Source organism: Candidatus Liberibacter solanacearum CLso-ZC1 (genome assembly GCF_000183665.1).
GTDB lineage: Bacteria > Pseudomonadota > Alphaproteobacteria > Rhizobiales > Rhizobiaceae > Liberibacter > Liberibacter solanacearum.
In genome coordinates this window covers 456,924-478,427 of the sequence record NC_014774.1, presented here as the reverse complement: position 1 = coordinate 478,427, position 21,504 = coordinate 456,924, and the positions used below count along the sequence as shown (strand labels likewise).

Here is a 21,504-nt window from a genome sequence, read left to right as displayed (position 1 = left end):
GTAGAATCGGTAACCGCTCAGTTATACAAACAAATCATACTATTTTTTTATCAACAATTTCAATACCCTTGGGTTATCAACAATTCACATAAACCTTATATGGATTATTTATTGTCTCTATGAAATTATTTGAACTTTATATATTGCGTCGCATATGCTGGTCGTTTCTGCTTTCATGCTTATTCATAATGTTGATTGCATGGACAATGCAAATCTTACAACGTATCAACCTTGTATCAAATAATGCTGAATCAATAACCATTTTATGCCAGATATCCTACCTAATTTTTCCAACAGTTATCCCAATGACAGTGCCTTTTTGCTTTACCATGGAAACTACTAACGTCCTCACTGCCATGAATAGAAACGCAGAACTTTTTATCATTGATAATACAGGAACATCCCGCATTACACTCATAAAACCTGTTTTGTTTTTTGCTATCTTATTAAGTATATTCTTATTCATCTTAGAAAATACACTAGAACCTAAATATCGTACTGAAATAAAAAGACTCGGTGCACAAGCATACCTAAACCTTACATTGTCTTCTTTAGAAGAAAACCTATTTTTCAATCTTAATAATAATTTTTATATCAAAGTTTCAAAACGAAATCCCAATAATACAATGCAAGGAATTTTCGCAATAGACTCAAGTGATCCCATCATACATAGAATATACTATGCAAAAAGTGGGTTTGTAGATTTAGAAAAAAAAATCATAATCTTACAAAAAGGTGAAGTGCATAGAAAATCATCTGTATCTAAGGATATATCAATTATGAAATTTGATTCTTATGCCTTGGATATGCAATCTTTATTAGCTAAACAAGATATTACTCTAAAGGCTCATGATCAAAATCTATCCTTTCTCTTAAATCCTGATCCTAATAATCCTAGTTATCGAGAAAACTTTATCGGGAAATACCGTTCCGAATTGCATAAACGATTAACGCAGTGGCTATTCCCTATAGTATTTGGGTTAATTTCTATATTATCTATCGAAAAAACAAGCTCCCTACGTCACTATAGGAAAGTACACCCTTCATTGATAGCGCTTTTGTTATCTTTTTGCGTTTTCTCGGGATTTTCCTATATTATACAAGGAATTGAGCAAAGCCCTTCTTATATTCCCATCCTATACCTATTCTTTTTTGTCTTATCCAGCATACTTGTTCTTTTGATTAAGAAAAAATATGTGAAAATATAGCAAGATATAAAACATGTTTATGAACCCGGCGGAGATTTTATATTGGGCATCTTATGGCGGTATTTTTTCAAATACTATCTGAAAATTACCTGTTATTTTATATTGGGCATTACCGTAGTAATTTTCGTCGTTGACTTGAACGAAGTACAAGTTAACATGAGTGAGCTTCCTGGATACAGCACATCCCGCGGGGCTATGTTATCAGTCACACGTTTACCATTAATCATCCAACAAACCATTCCATTTATAAGCTTAATTGTTAGTATGATTGTTTTTTTTAATCTTAATAGAACGAATGAATTAGTTATAACGCGCGCCGTAGGAGTTTCTATATGGCAATTGCTATCTCCTTTTACAACTGGATCTTTTTTATTAGGAATGTTTACAATATTAGTTATCAATCCAATGGCTGTTTCCGGAGAAAAAATGGGAATATCTATGGTCAACAACTGGAGAACTCATGATCAAAAAACACTAGAGATAATTCCTTGGATTCATATAGAAAATAAAAAAGAAGATTTCTTCATAGGTGCAAAAAAAATATTGCCAGAAAAAAATATTTTAGAAGATTTCACTTTTATCACGGTTAATAAAGAAAACGATACTATTTTTCGACAGGATGCTCATTTCGCTATTGTGCAAAAGAATAATATCTATCTTAAAGAAGTAGTGGAATACAAATATGGAGCTCTCCCTGTTTTTAAAAATTCAACGATACTCAATATCGCTATCAAAATGAATTATTTTCAGAAATTTACCGAACAATTCACATCTCATTCTTTCTACGAAATCATCAAAAAAGTCATTTTTTCTCATCAATCGAGTGTTTTTCGAAATTATTTTTCAGAAACTCAATTCTATTTTATGATATCTATACCTTTCATGCTTGTTGCAATGACGTTGATAGCCGCTGCTGTCTCTTTAGAATTTAACCGATCTAATCAACCTCGCATTATCGTCACATATGGGGTATGTGCTGGATTTATGCTTTATACAATTATAACGCTTATGAAATCATTTGGGAAAAGCGGCATTTTACTTCCTTTTGCCGCCGCATTAATTCCCATTATTTCTATAATTTGTCTGAGTATATTTATTCTTCTTAAAAAAGAGGATGGTTAAGGTGCAATACAGTTATAAATTTTTAGTAACCATAATAATATTTCTAGCGCTTAGTACAATCTTTACAGTCGCTCAAGAAGAGACGTCATCAAATAAAAAGGTTATTAATAATTCTTCCCCTAATAAAAATGATCGGGAATACATTCTTGACAACAACCTACTGGTATCGTCAGATACGCTTGTATTTGATCTTAACAAGACCACTATCAAGGGCAAAATAAAGATAGAATATAATGGTTATCATATGTTTGCCGATCATATAATGCTGAATCGTCAGAATAAAAGAATTGTTGCTAATGGCGGTATTAAAATTATTAAACCTAATAAACATATAATACATGCAGAATACCTTAATATAACTCAAGATTTTAAAAATGGTATCATTAAAAATCTCACTATTGATTTACCTAACAAAACCTATATTACCGCATCAAAAGCAAAGCTCATAAATGAAAAAAATACTATTTTTACTCAAGGCACATATACTGCTTGCGCTAAATGTGTCCAATCACCCAATTCCCCTCTTTTTTGGATGGTGAAATCTAAAAAAATTATACTCAATAGACAAACGCATATGATACGCTTAGAAAAAACGTATTTAGAATTCTTTGGATATCCTGTAATCTATCTTCCTATGATTGAAATTCCAGATGAAACCGTAACGCGGAAAACAGGGCTTCTGACACCAATATTTTCCATTGGATCAATGCAAAAATTTGGATTTGGAATACCCTATTATGTAGTTATATCTGATAGTTCAGACGCAACCATTACTTTTTCTCCTTATCCTCGAAAAGGGATTTTAAATGAAATCGAAGTTCGTAAATGCTTTAAAAGTGGTATGCATACATTGCACGCTGCGTATATGTATAATGCATTTAATGTTGCTAATAATCAAGAAGAACCACGCCATCAAGCAATGTTATCATCCATTGCAAAATTCCAAATAAATCCTATATGGAATTTTGGATGGAACCTCACTGCACAAACTCCTCACCAAACTTCCTATATCTACTATTCATCCCCCCTTTCCCTAAAAACAAAAGAAAATAAAATTTATCTTACAGGGACAGGGGAAAAAAATAGCATTGATATACGAGCATTACACTATTACACACAGGGATCACTCTCACCGCGAGAATCACAACTTACACAAGCTAATGTTTATCCTTTAATAGACTATCTCTACGTTAATCCCCAATATTCTAAAAGAGAAGAACTATCAATTACTGGGAATATTACCGCAATATCTCGTGCAGAACCAAAAACTATTGTTAATTCAACGAATCCTTATGAAATAAGGTTTCCTTATGGCTTAAATAAAAGATTAAGCATGGATTTGGACTTTAAACGTAATTTTATAACGCCTCTCGGCATATCTTTAACCCCCCTTTTAAATCTAAGAGGAGATCTTCATAGTCTTTCTAGTAAAAAAGATTCCTTAAATCATAGTCTCTTACGAGATAATAAAAATTTTATTGTACGTGGCATGACAACCCTAGGAATCGATATACGATATCCAATTGTTGCTATCACACAAGCATCGCGACATGTTTTGGAAGGAATATCGCAAGTTTACCTAGGAACAAACGAACAATCTATCAAAAATATACCTAATGAAGATGCCCAAAGCCTTATGCTTAACTCTACATCTCTCTTTACGCGAAATAAATTTTCAGGTTTTGATCGGATAGAAGGCGGAAGCCGTGCTAATATAGGAGTACGCTATACAGGAGTTTTTAAAGATAAATTTACAATTCACGGAATATTAGGACAGTCGATTCATTTGTTTGGGAAAAATTCTTTTTCTTTGCCAGATCCTATCGGAATAGAACAAAACTCAGGACTTGAAGATAAATTATCTGATTATGTTGGGGCAGCAAAACTATCTCTTCCTTCTAATATCATGCTTTCTATTCAAGCTTTGATTAACCAGAAAAAATTAACTGTACGCCGCATGGATACAAGTATTGACTATACTTTGAATTCATTCCAAAGTAGCTTGAATTTTACACATATTCCCCGATATTCTTTGTATCATCACAATGATGTCCGCGATATGGTTCAATCCAAAGTAAAATTTAAAATAAACAATGTTTTTTCTGCAAACGCATCTTTAAAATGGAATATAAATAATCAGAATGCTAACTATATCCCATCCCATTCAATTGGATTGTCTTATCAAAATGACTGTACTACCTTTAATATTTCTTATAACAATCTATCGTCAAAAATAAATAATTATACAATTAAGGCTGAATTATCCCTTAGAACCATTGGAGAAATCGAATCGTCTCCTTAGTTCAACGACGATTAAGATATGTTCAATCATTTATTTTTAATCTATAGAATATATCTGCATAATATTTTTTAAAGTCTCAAGATACGAGTTAAACATAAGGTATTTAGATGATCTTACTAGGTTGTAGTTCTTTTAATGGTTTCTCAAAACTATTAGCGGTATGTGTTGTATTAATAGCATGTTTTTATCCATATGAATCATCGGCTATATCCAGCCAAATATCCATTACGGTGAATGGGGAGGCAATTACTGATGGTGATATTTCAAAACGCATAGCTTTTTTAAAACTACGGAAGATCAATGGTGATCTTAAAAAAATAGCGAAACAAGAACTTATAGCGGAAGCCTTAAAAAAACAAGAATCAGAAGGTTTCGGTATTATATTAAATCCCAATTCTATGAATTATTTTTTTGCACAATATGCTAGAAATACTGGAATCTCAGCAGAAGAATTCAGTGATATGTTGGAACATCTAGGAATTGGAGAAAATCATTTCAAACAATACCTTGCGATACAACTAGCATGGGATGAAATCGTAAGAAACACTTTTATAATGAAATATAGAGGTTTGGGAATGGAAATGCCGCCTTCTATAAAAGGAAGGGGAAAGAACCTAACTGTTCGAGAATACCTTGTAAAAAAAATTATTTTTTCAGTTCCTTATAACAAACATAAAAATGAAGATTTTATTCAAAAAAGAATCGATGAAGCAGAAAAATCTCGTTTTCACTTCCCGACAAATTGCAATAGAGTCGAAGAATTTGCCTCTGCGATGCATGATGTATCTGTTAGCAATCCTCAATACTTTTTAGAATCTGATTTACAACCTCAATTAAAAATTCTTTTAAAAAAAACAAAGAATAATACAACAAATACCTATGTTACAGAAAAAGGCGTCGAATATATTGCTATTTGCAATATAAGAGATATTGGCGGTGAACTTGCTTTAAAAGCATATTTTAACACTCAAGAAATCCCTAAAAAAATGAAAAAATACGATGAAGAATATATGAAAACTCTACGTGCAAATGCAATTATCCAATTCTACCAATAGATTGAATATACTTTATGGACAAATCTTTTTTTTCGTTGCCTCTTATCCTTACGCAAGGAGATCCTGCGGGCATTGGCCCTGATATATCTCTTAAAGCATGGGCAAATCGTCGAATAAGATCAATCCCTCCTTTTATTTATATTGGAGATCCAGACGTATTAAATGAGCGAGCAAAACAACTTAACCTTAATATTCCTCTCTATGAAACAGATTGTGCGCATGCGGTTTCATCTTTTGAAAAAGCATTGCCAATCATTAGTTCTCCATGTGGTTTTAAAATTATAACAGGAATACCCCAGCCCAAAACGGCATCTAATACTATTGCTAATATTGAAAAAGCTGTTTCTCTCACTCTATCTGGCCAGGCACTAGCAATGGTTACCAATCCAGTTTCAAAGTTTTTATTATATAAAGAAAAATTCAATTTTCTTGGACATACAGAATTTTTAGCTGAGCTAGCAAAAAAAAACACAGGTATAACTTATAAACCAGTTATGATGTTGTCTAATCCACAATTGCGAACTGTCCCAGTAACAATCCACATACCGCTTGCAAATATTGTCCATATTCTATCAAAAAAATTAATTATAGAAACATGCCACACTGTTCATAACGCAATGGAAAAAAACTTTAAAATCAACCATCCTCGTATTGCTATATCAGGTCTCAATCCACATGCGGGAGAAAATGCAACTATTGGCATGGAAGAAAAAGATATAATTTCTCCAGCCATTGTGCAATTGAAAAAAGAAAACAAGAATATTATAGGACCCCTTCCCGCCGACAGCATGTTTCATCATAGTGCCCGCCAAAACTATGACGTCGCTATATGTATGTACCATGATCAAGCTCTTATTCCAGTTAAAACTCTTAGTTTTAATCAAACGGTCAACATCACACTCGGCTTGCCTTTCATACGCACATCCCCTGATCACGGCACTGCCTTTGACATTGCAGGAGGCCCTAATGTTCATGAAGAAAGCCTAGTTTCGGCTCTTAAAATCGCTGCACAACTTGGATATCAAAAGAACTCATTGTGATGATCTCAAAAAATAAAAAAAATTCCCTCAAAAATATTCTCTCTCGTTACGATATTGTACCTCATAAAAACATGGGACAAAATTTTCTTTTTGATATCAATTTGCTTAAAAAAATTGCAACAACATCCGGTTCATTGAATGGTGTTACCGCTATAGAAATTGGACCAGGACCAGGAAACTTAACTCAGATTCTGCTTGAACTAGGAGCGCAAAAAGTCATCGTTGTAGAAAAAGATCCACAGTTTTTGCCAATTTTAAACAATATTTCTTTACAATATCCCAATCGACTAGAAATCATACAAGGCGATGCCTTGAAAATTGACTTCAAAGAATTATCGCACATCCCTGCCCCTATTCGCATCATTTCAAATCTTCCATATAATATTGGAACACGGTTATTATTTAACTGGATTACTTCTTCTACTTGGCCACCTTTTTGGGAATCATTAACACTACTTTTTCAAAAAGAAGTAGGAAAACGTATAACAGCTCAAAAAAATGATCCTCATTATGGAAGATTAAGTATCCTCACCAGTTGGAGGACAAAAGCCAAGATAATGTTTGATATTCCTCCTCATGTTTTTTTCCCTAAACCTAAAATAACATCAACTGTTGTTCACTTCACTCCACATTTAAATCCTATCCCCTGCTGCCTAGAATCTCTTAAAAAAATCACTCAAGAAGCTTTTGGGAAAAGACGAAAAACACTAAGACAAAGTTTAAAACCACTAGAAGGTGAAAATTTATTGCGCCAAGCAGGAATAGAATCAAGCCTCAGAGCTGAAAATCTTTCCATAGAAGATTTTTGCCGTATCACAAATATATTTTCTGAAAATAACAATGTTTCGTGATAAAACAACAGCAACTCCGTTATAGAAATTACTTATATTTCGAGATAAAGTAATATAATTATGCGCTAGTATTTATTTCTATCAATAATTATTGCTTTGCAACTCCTGATAAACTTGTATAATCAAGTATGTTTCATTCAAAATGTCGCGCTCCATGAAAATTAGAAAACTTTCTGAAAAAATCGTTAATCAAATCGCTGCTGGTGAAATTATTGAAAGACCTGCTATTGCTATCAAAGAATTAATAGAAAATTCTCTTGATGCAGAATCTACTTGCATTGAAACTGTGATTTCAGGGGGAGGAAAATCCTTCTTTCAGATCACTGACAATGGTTTCGGCATGACATCGGAAGAAATCCAAATGGCAGTACAACGCCATTGTACATCGAAAATATTTGATAATTTTTCCAATATATGCACATTTGGTTTCAGAGGAGAAGCACTTCCTTCAATCGGCGCTGTAGCTCATCTTACGTTGATGAGTCGTTCTCCTCAAAATAACACTGGCGCACAAATCACCATTTCTGGAGAAAAAATATCCTCTGTTCGTCCTGTTGCTATGAATCCTGGTACTATTGTAGAAGTTCGAGATCTTTTTTTTACAATACCTGCAAGATTAAATTTTTTAAAAAGCGAACAGATAGAAACTAACTTAATTGCTAATGTCATCCGACGCATGGCCATTGCTTATCCCGCAGTACGATTCACATTTTCAACGACTAAGAATAATCGTTATACAATGGATTTTAAATCTACTGATGGCAATTTCCCCGATCGTATTTCTCAGGTCATTGGAGAAGATTTTATTAACAATGCAGTTGAAATAAATGAAACATCCCCTAATATTACCCTTCGGGGATACGCAGGCATTCCTACTTTTAATCGAGGAAATGCAAATCAATTATATGTTTTTGTCAATGGTAGAATTATTCAAGATAAATTGATTCTTTCAACAATTCGAATAGCTTATTCTGAAACTATACCACTAAGACGCTATCCTGTTATTGTGCTTTTATTAGAGATTAATCCAACACAAGTAGACGTCAACGTCCATCCTGCAAAATCTGATGTCCGTTTTCGTGATCCTTCTATGGTACGTAATTTTATTATTCAAAGCATTCAGAAATCAATTAATAAGAAAAGAAACTTCACTTCTTCTATTCTTTCTAATAAAATGATTTCTTCTTTTCATCAAGAAAATGCAGAAAAATTTCGCCCTATAACATATGAACATAAGGCTATACCCTCACATTCTCAAGAAAAACTTGTACTTCAAGAAAATAATTTATCTACAAAAGAGTTGTTAACTACTAATAATAAATATTTTATGGATGATAATTCTATTAACGATACCACAACATCAAATTATCCGCTTGGGATGGCATGTGCACAAATTCACCAAAATTATATTATTTCTCAAACCTACGATGAATTAATCATTGTTGATCAACACGCTGCACATGAGCGACTCATTTTTGAAAAAATGCGACAGGATTTTAATATAAATGATAAAATTACTTCGCAAACGTTATTAATACCAGAAATAATTGATCTTCTTGAAGGGGAATGTGCACTAATCTTAGAGCATGATGAAGATCTTCGTCGACTAGGAGTAACAGTTGAACGTTTTGGACTTAATGCCATTGCTATTCGTGAGATCCCTGCAATTCTTTCTAAAAACAATGTCTCACAACTCTTACGAGATATTGTTGATGAAATTATAGAAAACAATACGAAGAATAATTTGACCGATAAAATAGATAAAATTCTTGCAACCATGGCTTGCTATGGATCTATCCGTTCAGGGAGAAAAATGCATCTTACAGAAATGAATAGATTATTAAGAGAAATGGAACAAAATAATAATAGTAGTCAGTGTAATCATGGACGCCCTACTTTTATCAAACTTAAATTATCTGATATAGAAAAATTATTTGGACGTTAAAAATAACAAATTACCTGTTCCATACTAATATAGAAAGAAGATGAGCAATATGTATAATAAAATTGACTCGAATGAAAATGAAGCAGTCATTCAATATAAAGATGGCACATTTAAGGTTATACGTCCTGGAACATATGTAATATGTGCAATTACAGGACAACGTATTCCTTTACAAAAACTTTGTTATTGGAATGTTGATAGACAAGTTCCTTATGCCGATTCAAAATCTTCTTTAGAAGCCGAAAGACGTGCTGGCACAATTGTTGATTAAATACATGAATTTCTATTATCAAAAGAAAGAATCGTCTTATCAACTATATCTGAAAGATTAGTTGGGTCTTGAAAAATCATATCGACTCCAATGACTATACTTATAGACAAAAGTTTTTCAGCTATTCCAGAACGTTTGTATAAACGCATTGCATCTTTCTCAGTCGTTACCAAAACTAAGTTATCCTGTTGAGCTTGATCAAGAATACACTCTATCTTCTTGTCGCTAAGATGCGCATGATCTCCAAAAGAGTAATGTTTTTCAATAATTGCACCTAATTTTTGAATAGTAGTAAAAAATTTTTTTGTATCTGCAATACCAGAAAAAGCAAGAACTCTTGTCTTAGAAAAGTCAAATTTTAAACGTGGTTCTAATTTAGAAAAATAAATAAGTTTATTCTTAATGCTAGGAATTATATTTTTTGTATCACCTACATAAAGAATAGCATCAACATACAAAAGTTGTCTTGACAACGGAACTCTTAAAGGTCCTGCTGGAAATACTAATCCGTTCCCTAATCCACGATGAGAATCCACCACTATAAGAGAGAAATCTGCTCGTAAATCAGCAGAATGGAAACCATCATCCATAATGATAATATCCACTCTTTCTTGGAGTAACATTTTAACTCCCATTTTTCGATCATTCGTAACAACGACTGTTGCTCGTTGGGCGAGCAAAAGTGGCTCATCTCCAACATCATAAGCTCCATGTTTTTCTAAATCAACACGAAGAGATAGAGTTGATTTTCGACCATATCCACGTGATAAAAAGCCTGGTTTGAGATTTTTATCAATGACGGCTGAAGCAAGTGCCAACGCAGTAGGCGTCTTTCCTGTCCCCCCCATAACAAAACCACCAACACAAATAATAGGAATTGGAGCATTCCAACGCTGACCATATTTCATACGTATCGATGAAATAGCACCATAAATTAAAGAGATGGGATAAAGAAATAATGAACACAACCCTTGTGATTTCCACCAAAATAACGGAGTCTTAATCATGTAACGCACATCAAATATCTTCAACACCACTCCCAACAAGTTTGTGTAAAAACAACTGAAATGAAAATTTTTTTATATTTTCAACTTATCCAAAAAATATTTTATCTACCACAATACAATTCCTGAGACAACAAATGAGGTTGCAAAACAAGAGAACTAATATAAGGATCTAAGGCACATAACGTTATTTTAAGAGGACCCTGCATCTTTTTTACTTCATTCATAGCCGTATTAATCATTTCATCTCGCATTGTGGGATCAGATAGCAACGAATGTACCATACTAGCCAATTTTTCAACATCTTCTATTATCCGCACAGCACCAGAAGATACCATTTTTTGATAAATATTTCGAAAATTTTCTACATTCGGACCGGATAGAATAGCACAGCCAAGCATAGCTGGTTCAAGAGGATTTTGCCCTCCATTAGAAGATAAAGATCGACCTACAAAAGCAATTTCAGTCATACGCAAATAAAGACCCATTTCACCAATCGTATCCCCTAAAAAGATATCTACATCTGCACTCAAAGCATCTCTTCGAGTATGTCGAGCAACTTTTAGTCCTTTAGAAACGAGTCTTCGTTCTATCGCATTACAACGCTCAGGATGACGCGGCACGAGGATAGTTAGAATATCCTGACGAGATCTAATCAAATTATGAACATATACCGCTGCATCTTCTTCCCCTTCAAAAGTTGAAATTGCTGCCCAAGTACATCGTCCTGCAATTTCTTTCTGATATACAGAAAGTAATTTATCATCACATGGAAGGGGGACGATATCTACTTTAAGATTACCGGATACAACTAATTTCTTTGTCCCTAACTCTTTATAATGTATAAAATCACTCTCAGATTGAACAACAACCAAAGAAAATTGACTAAAAATTTTTTTTGAAAAATAAGGAAGAATACGCCAATTTCTAAAAGAACGATCAGACATGCGTGCATTAACGATAATCTGAGGAATGCGTTTCTTAGATAATTCAAAGACAGTTAATGGCCATATTTCTGATTCCGACAATATGAAATAATCTGGATGCCAATATTTTAAAAAACGCAAAAGAACAGGCTGTATATCAAAAGGAGCGTATTGATGGATTACTTCTTGACCCAAATATTTTCGCGCTACTCTAGCAGAGGTGAGAGTTCTCGTCGTTAATAAAACATTAATATTACGATTTCGTATCGCACGAATAAGTCCGATAAGCGCTATAGTTTCTCCAACACTTACAGCATGAAACCAAATAAGCGGACCCATAGGACGAAAAGAACTAGGATAACCTAACTTCTCTATCCCTATTGTGGCTTTTTCCTTATCAAATAATTTCTGAAAATGTAGATAAAACGATAGAAAAGGCATTAATAGAATGCCACCCCAGCGATATATTCCAAAAAGTATATAACTTACTATAACATCCAATAAAATAAATTCCTTGCGTACCAAATATTTATTTTTCTGTTGTAAATTCTACTGGATATGAGAAACAATCAAAAAAAAATACGTCCATATCCCCACTTTAACAGATTAAAAAATATTAGATCTATTTTTTTTCCAAATCACAATACGGAAAACGAGAAATATCTACGACAAAATAACGCATTAATGCATTATCGACTGTCTGTTGAGATTTTTCCTTCCAAGCATCGTAAGCGCTAGAATAGCTAGAAAATATTCCGACAACATCTATATCATCAAGATTACGAATTTTTTTCTTTGTGATTTCTTCTAACTCTCCACCAAATACAAGATATAAAGCTTGCTCTTTATCGATATCTTTAGTCACAATCATTACTCTCCATTAATTACAACTATTGCTATTCTGATTAAAAATAAGAAAATATTTGCTCAACTCCATCTATAAAGTTGATAAATGCGGTTTAAAAGACGCAAAATGACATTTAGTAGAAGCAAATAATACGTCATGACTGACCTGAGAACGGTTATATGTTAATAATTTTCCATCCACATCAACTAGTTCACCTCCAGCACATTGAAGCAATAAGTCAGCAGCGGCAAGATCCCAATCATTAGAATTTCGATTAACAATAACGGCATCTATTTCCCCACTTGCAACCATAACTAATCGTAAACACAACGATGATACACAAGGTTTTTGTTGGAAGTGAATATAAGATTCTAGTCCCTTTAATAAAAAATCCCCTGCCATTACCATTAAACAATCTCCTATTGCGGAAGAAGCAACAGATATATTTTTCCCATTACAAATTGGTTTCATCCCAACAGAAACAAAAAATTCCTTATCAAAAGCTGACGCATGCACCACACTAGTCACAGGACGACCGCGATGAACAACTGCAACGCTAATACACCATTCTTTTCTACCATCAATAAATGCTCTTGTCCCATCGATAGGATCAACTACAAAAAGAGTCTCACAATTTAACCGCTGTAGATCATCATCCGTTTCTTCAGAAAGCCATCCATACGAAGGACGCAAAGGCCTTAAAAATGATTCAAGATAATCATTGACGGCAATATCAGCATCACATACCGGAGAAGATCCTTCGTTCTTCCACCAAACATTAGGAGAGTGAAGGAAATACCGCATAGCTATCGCACTGGCTCCTTGAACCGCTGATCTAACTATATCAAGGTCTTTTTCCCATTCATACATAAAACTCGTATCCATCAAACACAATTTTTCCGCACTAGTACAAATCCATCTTATCAAACATACTCTGCAACATTGACATTAATTGATAATATCATTATCTTTGCGAAAAATTGAATATATTTTCTTAGATAATAAAAATAATTTTTAAATTTAGATAGTAATATCAAATTACCCTGTTGTAATTTTTACCATTACTAAAAAATTGCATCGCAAGCAAAAATAAGAACCAATATAATATATATTATCATCTAAATAATTCATACTTGTATATTGTAAAAATATTTTTAACACTATACAAATGGAAACAATCGTCAAATTATAAGTTCTTACATTATAAAATTACCGTAAGACATTAAAAAACATTCTCAGAACACAATTTTTTCAAAGCACCTCTGTGCATGAATAAGAAAAATGTTTTTCATCAATAAATATATTTGAGTCCTCTCAATCCTCACACAGGATGATAATAGAAAAAATGGATTTTCGTATCACCATATTTACGATATTGAAGAAACTTAAACGCAGACCCAACTGATACATCACTTCCTGCATATTCTTCTACAACAACCAAAGCATTCGGCTCCAACCATCCCTCTTCATCTACTGTATCTAGTACTTCCTGAACAAATCCTTGCCCATATGGAGGGTCTAAATACAACAATTTAAACGGCTTTATATTTCCGATCTTCCTTAAATGCAAAACATCTTTAAAAAAAATATTACAGCTCTTTTCTACACCTAAAAATTCAGAATTTTTACGAATCAACCTTATGCTTTCAGCATTATTATCGACAAATAAAACATAATGGCAACCCCGAGATAAAGCTTCGAACCCCACGGATCCTGTACCTGCAAACATATCTAACATGCGTGTGGAAGCCAAATAATCAGGATAAACATGCGTTAAAATATCAAAAAGGGCTTTTTTTGTCCGACTATCACTAGGACGAATAGATCGATTCTTAGGCGTATATAGCAAACGTCCTCGAAACTTACCTCCAACAATCCGCATCTCACTAACTTTTGTTATCTACACAATTATTATCATGGGAATGATGTCTTTGCCTCTTTATGGGCAAAAATTTATTGACAATATCTAATGGACTTTTCTTATGCAATTTTTTATTTCTTTTATGAGAGTACTTCCTTTTTTTAAAACCGGTATCATGCATCGATTGATAATCCTTCTCTCCCTGCTTCTCATATGGAAGAGACGAATGAATACCTTGTGCCATCCATACATTAGAAGAACGATTCCTTCTTTGTATTGGAAAATCCACATGTTTTTTCTTATTAAATCCATGGACTTTACTTTTCTTATTCTTTGTTTTCGAAATATCGTCAGACTTTACTTTCATCTTCGAATGATCCCGAATTGGCGTTTCAGAAGAATAAACGAGTCCTTCTAAATTAACTCTTGCTTCTTTTAAAAGATTTGCACCCAACTGCTCACGCAATACTTTCTTTGCAACTTCCCTCGTATCCCCTTCTAACAATTCTCCCAATTGAAAAGGGCCATATGAAATACGAATAAGACGATTTACTTTCCAATTAAAAAATTCAAAAACCTTTTTTATTTCTCTATTTTTACCTTCACGTAGACCTACTGTAAGCCAAACATTTGCACCTTTTTGCGAATCAATAGTGACCTGCATTCCCCTATAATGAATACCTTTAATGACTATGCCTTCCTTTAATAAATCCAGCTTCTCTTGATCTATTTGCCCATAAGCACGCACACGATAGACACGCAACCATTGTGTAGAAGGCAATTCAAGAATACGAGCAAGTCCCCCATCATTGGTCAGCAGAAGGAGTCCTTCTGTATTGATATCAAGACGACCCACCGAAACGACACGCGAAACGATACTAGGTACATTATCAAATACAGTCGAGCGTCCAGTAGGATCGGAATGAGTCGTTACTAATCCCACAGGTTTATGGTAAAGCCATAAACGTGTTCTTTCTGCTTTTCGTAGAGGAACATCATCTACCTCAATACAATCAGTAGAAATAACATTTACTGCCGCTCTTTCCAGGCAAACACCATTTACCTTTACTCTTTTCTGCGTGATCATGCGCTCTACCTCACGCCGAGAAGCAATGCCAGCACGGGCAATAACTTTCGATACTCTTTCTGGCATTAAATCTTCTGGTACTATTTGCCCATCTTTCAAGAATTCAATCTCCTTATTCATACTCCTATGCTACCTTATCTTGTAAAATAGACAGATACTTAGTAGCATGTTTTACGATACAATTCATTTCTATATAAGCATTATAACTTGAAAAACCATCATGATCCTCAAAAATAATTTTATGTCCCTTGCCTTAGAAGAAGCACTGAATGCTTCTTTACGTAACGAGATTCCTGTCGGAGCAGTAGCTGTCTTGAATAATAAAATTATTGGCAGAGCAGGAAATAGAAACCGTGAACTGAAAGATGTTACTGCACATGCTGAAATATTAGCTATCCGTATGAGCTGCCAAACATTGTCACAAGAAACTTTACCCGGAGTCGATCTTTATGTAACATTAGAACCCTGCACAATGTGTGCGGCAGCTATCTCTTTTGCACGCATTCGTAGGCTTTATTATGGCGCCTCTAATCCCAAAGGAGGAGCGATAGAAAATGGAATCGAATTTTATACGCTTGCAACATGTCATCATAAACCAGAAATATATTCTGGAATAGCAGAAAAACGTAGTAAACAAATTATGCAAAAATTTTTCAAAGAAAGGCGCATGTAATATTCATTTTACTACGTAAAAATATATAGCGTACTAATACAAAAAATCATAATAGCTATATTAACGAAGACTTACTTGTCTCTAGGGGGGAATAGGAAAAATATGGAACAAAAAATGCCATTGAATGAACAACATATTTCAAATGTAATCCAGAATTTTCAAAAAGGTAACATGGTTATCGTGACAGATGAAGATGATCGTGAAAATGAAGCTGATTTAGTACTTCCAGCTATACATTGCACGTCCGATAAAATGGCGTTTATTATTCGCCATACCTGTGGAATCGTTTGCACACCCATGCCTTCCCAAAATGCACGTAAACTCGGACTTAATCCTATGGTATTAGAAAACGAATCAGTCCATAAAACTGCTTTTACTGTATCCGTTGACTCTAAACATGGTATTACTACAGGTATATCTTCTGCTGATAGGACACATACTGTCAAAAATCTTACTAATCCACAAAGCACTGCAAATGATTTTGTCCGTCCAGGACACATCTTTCCCCTCATCTCTCGTGATGGAGGAGTGCTAATCCGTCCTGGTCATACAGAGGCATCTGTCGACTTATGTAAAATTGCAGGACTGCCCCAAGTAGCGGTTATTTGTGAACTAGTCAATGATGATGGAACAATCAAAAAAGGAAAGCAAGTCATTGAATTTTCAATAAAACATGGATTAAAAATTATTTCAATCAAAGATTTAATTGCTTGGCGTCAACAAAAAAAAGTATAATCTATCCTTTAATATTTTCTAGAGAGAGCAACAGGTAAGGTCTGCCCAAAAAACAATTTCTAATTTTTCATAAGTAAAAAACTATTATTGAACATGCCATTCTACTCCATGTGAATAGAAATAAAATCTAAAATATATAAAACGTATCCAGAAAAACCACTTGTCCAATCGCATAAATTATATTTTCAGTACACTTCTTTCCTATTGTAAATAAATAATCGAATTTTACTATACTGTTTGTTATCTACCCCGTACAACAAGTTTTCCTATTAGGTAGAATCTCGCAGAGTATTGGATTAGATCATAAAATTTGATAATATTCTATAAAAAATAGTATTCTATTGTTTTTATACCTATAAGGTGATCAACCATCAAAATTGAAAATAATATAAAAAGGTAGCTTATAGATGTTAAAAAAAGTTTTTTTATAACAATAATACTTTGTTCTTCTGTGCACAAAAATGTTGCACGTAATGCCCATAAGACAAAATTACATCCCAAAAAGAATACTATAATTCCATATAAAATACTCGCAAAACCCAGTATTGTTGGAAGAAATCCAACAATAGAAGTCAAAACTGTATATACAAGAATATGTATTTTAGTTGTCCTATCCGTGGAAACATTTGGCAACATGGGGACGCCAGCCATTTCATAATCATTTTTATATAACAACGCTAAAGACCAAAAATGCGGCGGCGTCCACAAAAAAATGATTAAAAACATAACCAAGCCTTCTATAGATATATCACCAGTAACAGAAGACCAACCAATCATTGGAGGAATAGCGCCGGCTATTCCTCCAATTACAATATTTTGCGGAGTACGACGTTTTAACCAAACCGTGTATATAATAATATAGAAAAAAATAGATAAAAAGAGCAATGTCGCTGACATCCAATTGATAGCTAGACCCATTATCGTTATTGAAAGAATTGCAAGAAAAATTCCAAATACTAACGCTTCCCATGGCGCAATTTTACCTATTGGAATAGGCCGAGATGCTGTACGCATCATCACTTTATCAATATCGGAATCATAGTACATATTTAAAGCACCAGAAGCTCCTGCTCCCATGGCTATAGCAAAAATACTAATAATACCCTTTAAAAAACTAATATGTCCGGACGCTAAAACAATTCCAACAAGAGCAGTATACACTGCCAAAGACATAACGCGTGGTTTAAGAAGGGTAATAAAAAAATTAATCCTCAACCCTTCAAAATGCATTTCCTTATCCCCCAATTCCATAGGATTTGGTACTAGAAACCTTGCTCATAGCTATCTCGTTACATCGTCAAATATTTAAAACAGACTGAATTACTATCATAGTCAATCTAAATACGAATTATAAATCTTCCATTGAAGAAAGTCTGTGCAAAATGTAATACCAGTATAGTACGTACCAAAGTAAAGACAACTATCATCCTGCCATATTGGAAGCTGATACAAACCATTATGGGTGGATATGCAAACGAGCGCTACAAGGAATATCATCTCTGTAGAAGCGACAATAATGATCTTTTCTCTTCAAAGGCTTATAGAAATATTTTAATCAAAAAACATAATATTTCTAATAATTTTTTCTATTTAAACATGTTTGCAATAATCTAAAAATGCTCAAAAATCCCTGTAGATCCAAGATATTTTAATTAGAATGAACAACTCTATATAAAAACACTAAACCAGATTAATCCGCCCCCTTCAAACCTGTATTCTGTATTTTATATTGTTCATCTAACCAAACTAAAAATGATTAGGTTCATCTATAAAGACAATGATCCCAGTTATTCTTTATTCTTTACAACAAAAACCTGACGCCCACGATACATACCTGTTTTCATGTCAACATGATGGGGACGCCGTAACTCTCCTGATTTTTTATCCTCTACATAAGAAGAAGGAGGTAGAGCATCTGCAGAGCGACGCATACCTCGTTTTGATGGACTAGTTTTTCTCTTAGGTACAGCCATATAAAATTACTCCTTCATTACAAAATTCAAAATACCATCTTTAAATCTAAAAACCGATCTGATACGCCCCAAATCCCTTTCCAAAAAAAACCACATAACCCTTTTGGATTGCATAGTTTTCTAATATTTATTTTAAAGCATCAAAGTTATAGGGAACAGATAAACCATATCTCAATCATTATAATTGCGCAATTTAAAAAGAAGGAAACAACATATAGCATTTCTCTACACTCAATTTACATGCACATAAAAATTACTATAATCTCTTTTATAACAAGATTACAAAATATGCAATTTACCTGTTATCTAAAACCAATGAAATAATTTTCCAATACTATTTATTATAGGGGGGCATTTTCTTATGTATCATTTTTATGTTCCAGCAAATCGATTACTAACAAATATTCAATCCCTTATACGTCAAGATAATTTTACTGGCATCTTATTGATCAGTACGACTATCATGACAATCATAGTTGCTAATATATCGTTTTCTTCTTCATATTACTTTGATTCTTTAGAGTTTAAGATCTTTCATCTCACTCTTAAGGATTGGATTAATGATATCCTGATGGTATTTTACTTCTTCATGATTGGATTAGATCTCAAACATGCACTCATCCACGGAGAATTATCAAGCTGGACAAAACGTTCTCTCCCCTTATTAGGAGCCATCGGAGGGATAATATGCCCCGCTTGCATATACCTGCTCATTAACCGCCATACAGAAACTGCAATGAGAGGATGGGCTATTCCTACAGCAACAGATATTGCATTCACACTAGGAATATTATCATTGATAGGATCAAATTTTCCCCCTTCTCTCAAAATATTTTTTACAGCTCTCACAATTATTGATGACTTCTCCGCTGTTGCCATCATGGCAATTTTTTATACTCAAAATATAAATTTATCTGCTTTGAGCATTGCAATTGCACTAATCTCTTGGATTTTTTTATTAAATCTCTCTGGTATCACTCACTGCTTTATATATGGATTTTTAGGATTTTGGCTATGGTATTTCATATTCCAATCCGGAATACATACAACAGTCTTTGGAATTATTTTTGCCATGCTTCTTCCTGACATAAAGAGCTGTTGTGGACGAGCCAATAAATTATCATTTTATTTACTAGGAGATGGACTAAAATATTGGGTCAATCTTCTTATATTACCCGCATTTGTATTCGTTAATACTGGTTTTACCATATCTACGATATCGTACACAGATATCTCTAATCCTATTATATGGGGAATAACACTAGGACTTTTCATCGGGAAACAAATGGGCATTTTTTTATTTTCTTTTGCTACCGTAAAAATAGGATGGGGAGATATCCCCAAAAACTCCAGCTGGAATCTACTATACGGAGGATCTATTCTATGTGGAATAGGCTTTACAATGAGCTTATTTTTAACTGTACAAGCCTTTCCAAATGCCAATGACATGCAAGAAAAAGCAAAAGTCGGAATTCTATTAGCTTCTATAATATCAGGAATATTTTCTTATTTAGTGCTAAAATATCCTTGGAACAGAAAAGTGATATCTAGAAAAAATCTTGGATAATTCTGAATTTCACTACAATCTATTTAAGAGAAAACGCGCGTTCTATAACAAAAGTTCCAGCCCTACTATTAGATCCTTCTCTGAATTTTTGTGTTATCAACAAATTCTTCATATCAACTATCATACTAGGAGAGCCACAAATCATTACCCTATCAGTTTCGGGATTCAGCGGGGAAAGATCCATATTGCGATAAAATTCCCCTGATAATATTTGATCAGTAATACGGCCTTTATACAAATAATCTTCTTGAGTAACCGTCGTATAGTATTTAAGCTTTTGACCAACAAATTCTTTGAAAATATCATTTTCAGATATTTCACGTATCACATCAATCCCATATTGCAATTCAGAAACCTTGCGACAAGTATGCGTAACTATAACTTCATTAAATTTTTCATATGTTTCAGGATCACGAATCACACTTGCAAAAGGAGCAATACCTGTGCCAGTGGAAAATAAATATAGCCTTTTCCCAGGAATTAAAGCATCTAATACCAAAGTCCCTGTAGATTTCTTGTTCAACAAGATAACATCGCCACATTGAACATTCTGAAGATGCGTTGTTAACGGACCATTCTCTACTTTTATAGAAAAAAATTCTAATTTATCATCCCAACAAGGACTTGCAATAGAATAGGCACGAAATATCCGTTTTCCATTTATCGTAAGACCAAGCATCACGAATTCACCAGATCGAAAACGGAAACCCTTTGGGCGGGTTATGCAAAAGCCAAATAATTTATCTGTATAATGCTTGACCCATATAACATTTTCACAGTACACATTTGCAGGTTGTTTAGTAGGAACATCATACATCGTTTTTAAAAAGTCCATTTATTATAGTCTATACCCTGATTCCAGTATATCCCTATTCCAACAACCAGGCAATAAAGAAGCAATCCCAAGATTGCCCTATCGTTGCCCAGAGATAAAAATAAAAGTCATCCACAGTCAATGCTTCGCATCTAAAAATTGATTTTTAATGGTATTTAAACCTCTCAGACATTAATACTCTCATATTTTTATCAACTACCTA

At 33.7% G+C, this 21,504-nt stretch carries 19 protein-coding genes and 1 pseudogene; 11 read left to right on the top strand and 9 right to left on the bottom strand.

Annotated elements, in window-relative coordinates:
• Positions 1-119: 119 nt before the first annotated feature.
• The 8 genes from CKC_RS02190 to CKC_RS02155 all read left to right on the top strand — a co-directional run bounded on the left by CKC_RS02190 (position 120) and on the right by CKC_RS02155 (position 9,794).
• Positions 120-1,208 carry an LptF/LptG family permease gene (locus tag CKC_RS02190; RefSeq protein WP_044054075.1) on the top strand — a complete coding sequence of 363 codons (1,089 nt, stop codon included), beginning with the start codon at positions 120-122 and terminating at the stop codon, positions 1,206-1,208.
• 42 nt (positions 1,209-1,250) lie between these two features.
• Entirely contained in the window at positions 1,251-2,330 is a 1,080-nt protein-coding gene (locus tag CKC_RS02185) for an LptF/LptG family permease (RefSeq protein ID WP_244391985.1), read from the top strand.
• Positions 2,323-4,632 carry an LPS-assembly protein LptD gene (locus CKC_RS02180; RefSeq protein WP_013461850.1) on the top strand — a complete coding sequence of 770 codons (2,310 nt, stop codon included), beginning with the start codon at positions 2,323-2,325 and terminating at the stop codon, positions 4,630-4,632. The genes CKC_RS02185 and CKC_RS02180 overlap by 8 nt, the downstream gene beginning before the upstream one ends.
• Before the next feature lie 107 nt (positions 4,633-4,739).
• Positions 4,740-5,687, top strand: coding sequence for a hypothetical protein (locus CKC_RS02175; protein WP_013461849.1), 948 nt, complete (start codon positions 4,740-4,742; stop codon positions 5,685-5,687).
• A 14-nt stretch (positions 5,688-5,701) separates the two neighbouring features.
• Positions 5,702-6,727, top strand: a complete 1,026-nt coding sequence (pdxA, locus tag CKC_RS02170) for a 4-hydroxythreonine-4-phosphate dehydrogenase PdxA (protein ID WP_013461848.1) — start codon at positions 5,702-5,704, stop codon at positions 6,725-6,727.
• Entirely contained in the window at positions 6,727-7,578 is an 852-nt protein-coding gene (rsmA, locus tag CKC_RS02165) for a 16S rRNA (adenine(1518)-N(6)/adenine(1519)-N(6))-dimethyltransferase RsmA (protein ID WP_013461847.1), read from the top strand. Before pdxA ends, rsmA begins: the two co-directional genes overlap by 1 nt.
• Before the next feature lie 154 nt (positions 7,579-7,732).
• Positions 7,733-9,523, top strand: a complete 1,791-nt coding sequence (gene mutL / locus CKC_RS02160; protein WP_044054270.1) for a DNA mismatch repair endonuclease MutL — start codon at positions 7,733-7,735, stop codon at positions 9,521-9,523.
• A 49-nt stretch (positions 9,524-9,572) separates the two neighbouring features.
• Positions 9,573-9,794: a DUF2093 domain-containing protein gene (locus CKC_RS02155; RefSeq protein ID WP_013461845.1), complete on the top strand. Its 222-nt coding sequence runs from the start codon at positions 9,573-9,575 to the stop codon at positions 9,792-9,794.
• Here the strand turns inward: CKC_RS02155 and lpxK are convergent.
• The 6 genes from lpxK to CKC_RS02125 form a co-directional block, all read right to left on the bottom strand.
• On the bottom strand, positions 9,791-10,801 hold the full coding sequence (lpxK, locus tag CKC_RS02150; RefSeq protein WP_044054269.1) for a tetraacyldisaccharide 4'-kinase: 1,011 nt from the start codon (positions 10,799-10,801) through the stop codon (positions 9,791-9,793). The two genes, CKC_RS02155 and lpxK, sit on opposite strands and share 4 nt — an antisense overlap.
• 101 nt (positions 10,802-10,902) lie before the next feature.
• Positions 10,903-12,165 carry a 3-deoxy-D-manno-octulosonic acid transferase gene (locus tag CKC_RS02145; protein ID WP_050780913.1) on the bottom strand — a complete coding sequence of 421 codons (1,263 nt, stop codon included), beginning with the start codon at positions 12,163-12,165 and terminating at the stop codon, positions 10,903-10,905.
• 181 nt (positions 12,166-12,346) lie between these two features.
• Positions 12,347-12,595 (bottom strand): DUF4170 domain-containing protein, encoded by a 249-nt coding sequence (locus CKC_RS02140; protein WP_013461842.1) that lies wholly within the window; start codon positions 12,593-12,595, stop codon positions 12,347-12,349.
• 66 nt (positions 12,596-12,661) lie between these two features.
• Complete coding sequence (locus tag CKC_RS02135) at positions 12,662-13,456, bottom strand: 3'(2'),5'-bisphosphate nucleotidase CysQ (protein WP_244391992.1); 795 nt, start codon at positions 13,454-13,456, stop codon at positions 12,662-12,664.
• 436 nt (positions 13,457-13,892) lie between these two features.
• A complete protein-coding gene (gene rsmD, locus CKC_RS02130; RefSeq protein WP_013461840.1) occupies positions 13,893-14,453 on the bottom strand; it encodes a 16S rRNA (guanine(966)-N(2))-methyltransferase RsmD in 561 nt (186 codons plus the stop codon).
• A gap of 4 nt (positions 14,454-14,457) precedes the next feature.
• Positions 14,458-15,639, bottom strand: coding sequence for a pseudouridine synthase (locus CKC_RS02125; protein ID WP_013461839.1), 1,182 nt, complete (start codon positions 15,637-15,639; stop codon positions 14,458-14,460).
• A 100-nt stretch (positions 15,640-15,739) separates the two neighbouring features.
• Here CKC_RS02125 and CKC_RS02120 point away from each other — a divergent pair, with 100 nt between their 5' ends.
• Positions 15,740-16,192: a nucleoside deaminase gene (locus CKC_RS02120; protein WP_013461838.1), complete on the top strand. Its 453-nt coding sequence runs from the start codon at positions 15,740-15,742 to the stop codon at positions 16,190-16,192.
• A gap of 114 nt (positions 16,193-16,306) precedes the next feature.
• Positions 16,307-16,921 (top strand): annotated as a pseudogene (gene ribB, locus CKC_RS02115) (3,4-dihydroxy-2-butanone-4-phosphate synthase); the annotation flags it as partial.
• A 327-nt stretch (positions 16,922-17,248) separates the two neighbouring features.
• On the opposite strand, the gene CKC_RS02110 reads toward ribB, so the two are convergent.
• Positions 17,249-18,157: a heme o synthase gene (locus CKC_RS02110; RefSeq protein WP_044054259.1), complete on the bottom strand. Its 909-nt coding sequence runs from the start codon at positions 18,155-18,157 to the stop codon at positions 17,249-17,251.
• A gap of 557 nt (positions 18,158-18,714) precedes the next feature.
• Positions 18,715-18,900 carry a 50S ribosomal protein L32 gene (rpmF, locus tag CKC_RS02105; RefSeq protein WP_013461835.1) on the bottom strand — a complete coding sequence of 62 codons (186 nt, stop codon included), beginning with the start codon at positions 18,898-18,900 and terminating at the stop codon, positions 18,715-18,717.
• Between the two features lie 361 nt (positions 18,901-19,261).
• On the opposite strand from rpmF, the gene nhaA reads away from it, so the two are divergent.
• Positions 19,262-20,467, top strand: coding sequence for a Na+/H+ antiporter NhaA (gene nhaA, locus CKC_RS02100; RefSeq protein WP_013461834.1), 1,206 nt, complete (start codon positions 19,262-19,264; stop codon positions 20,465-20,467).
• Between the two features lie 19 nt (positions 20,468-20,486).
• On the opposite strand, the gene CKC_RS02095 is transcribed toward nhaA, so the two are convergent.
• Entirely contained in the window at positions 20,487-21,302 is an 816-nt protein-coding gene (locus CKC_RS02095) for a ferredoxin--NADP reductase (protein WP_050780878.1), read from the bottom strand.
• Positions 21,303-21,504: the final 202 nt, after the last annotated feature.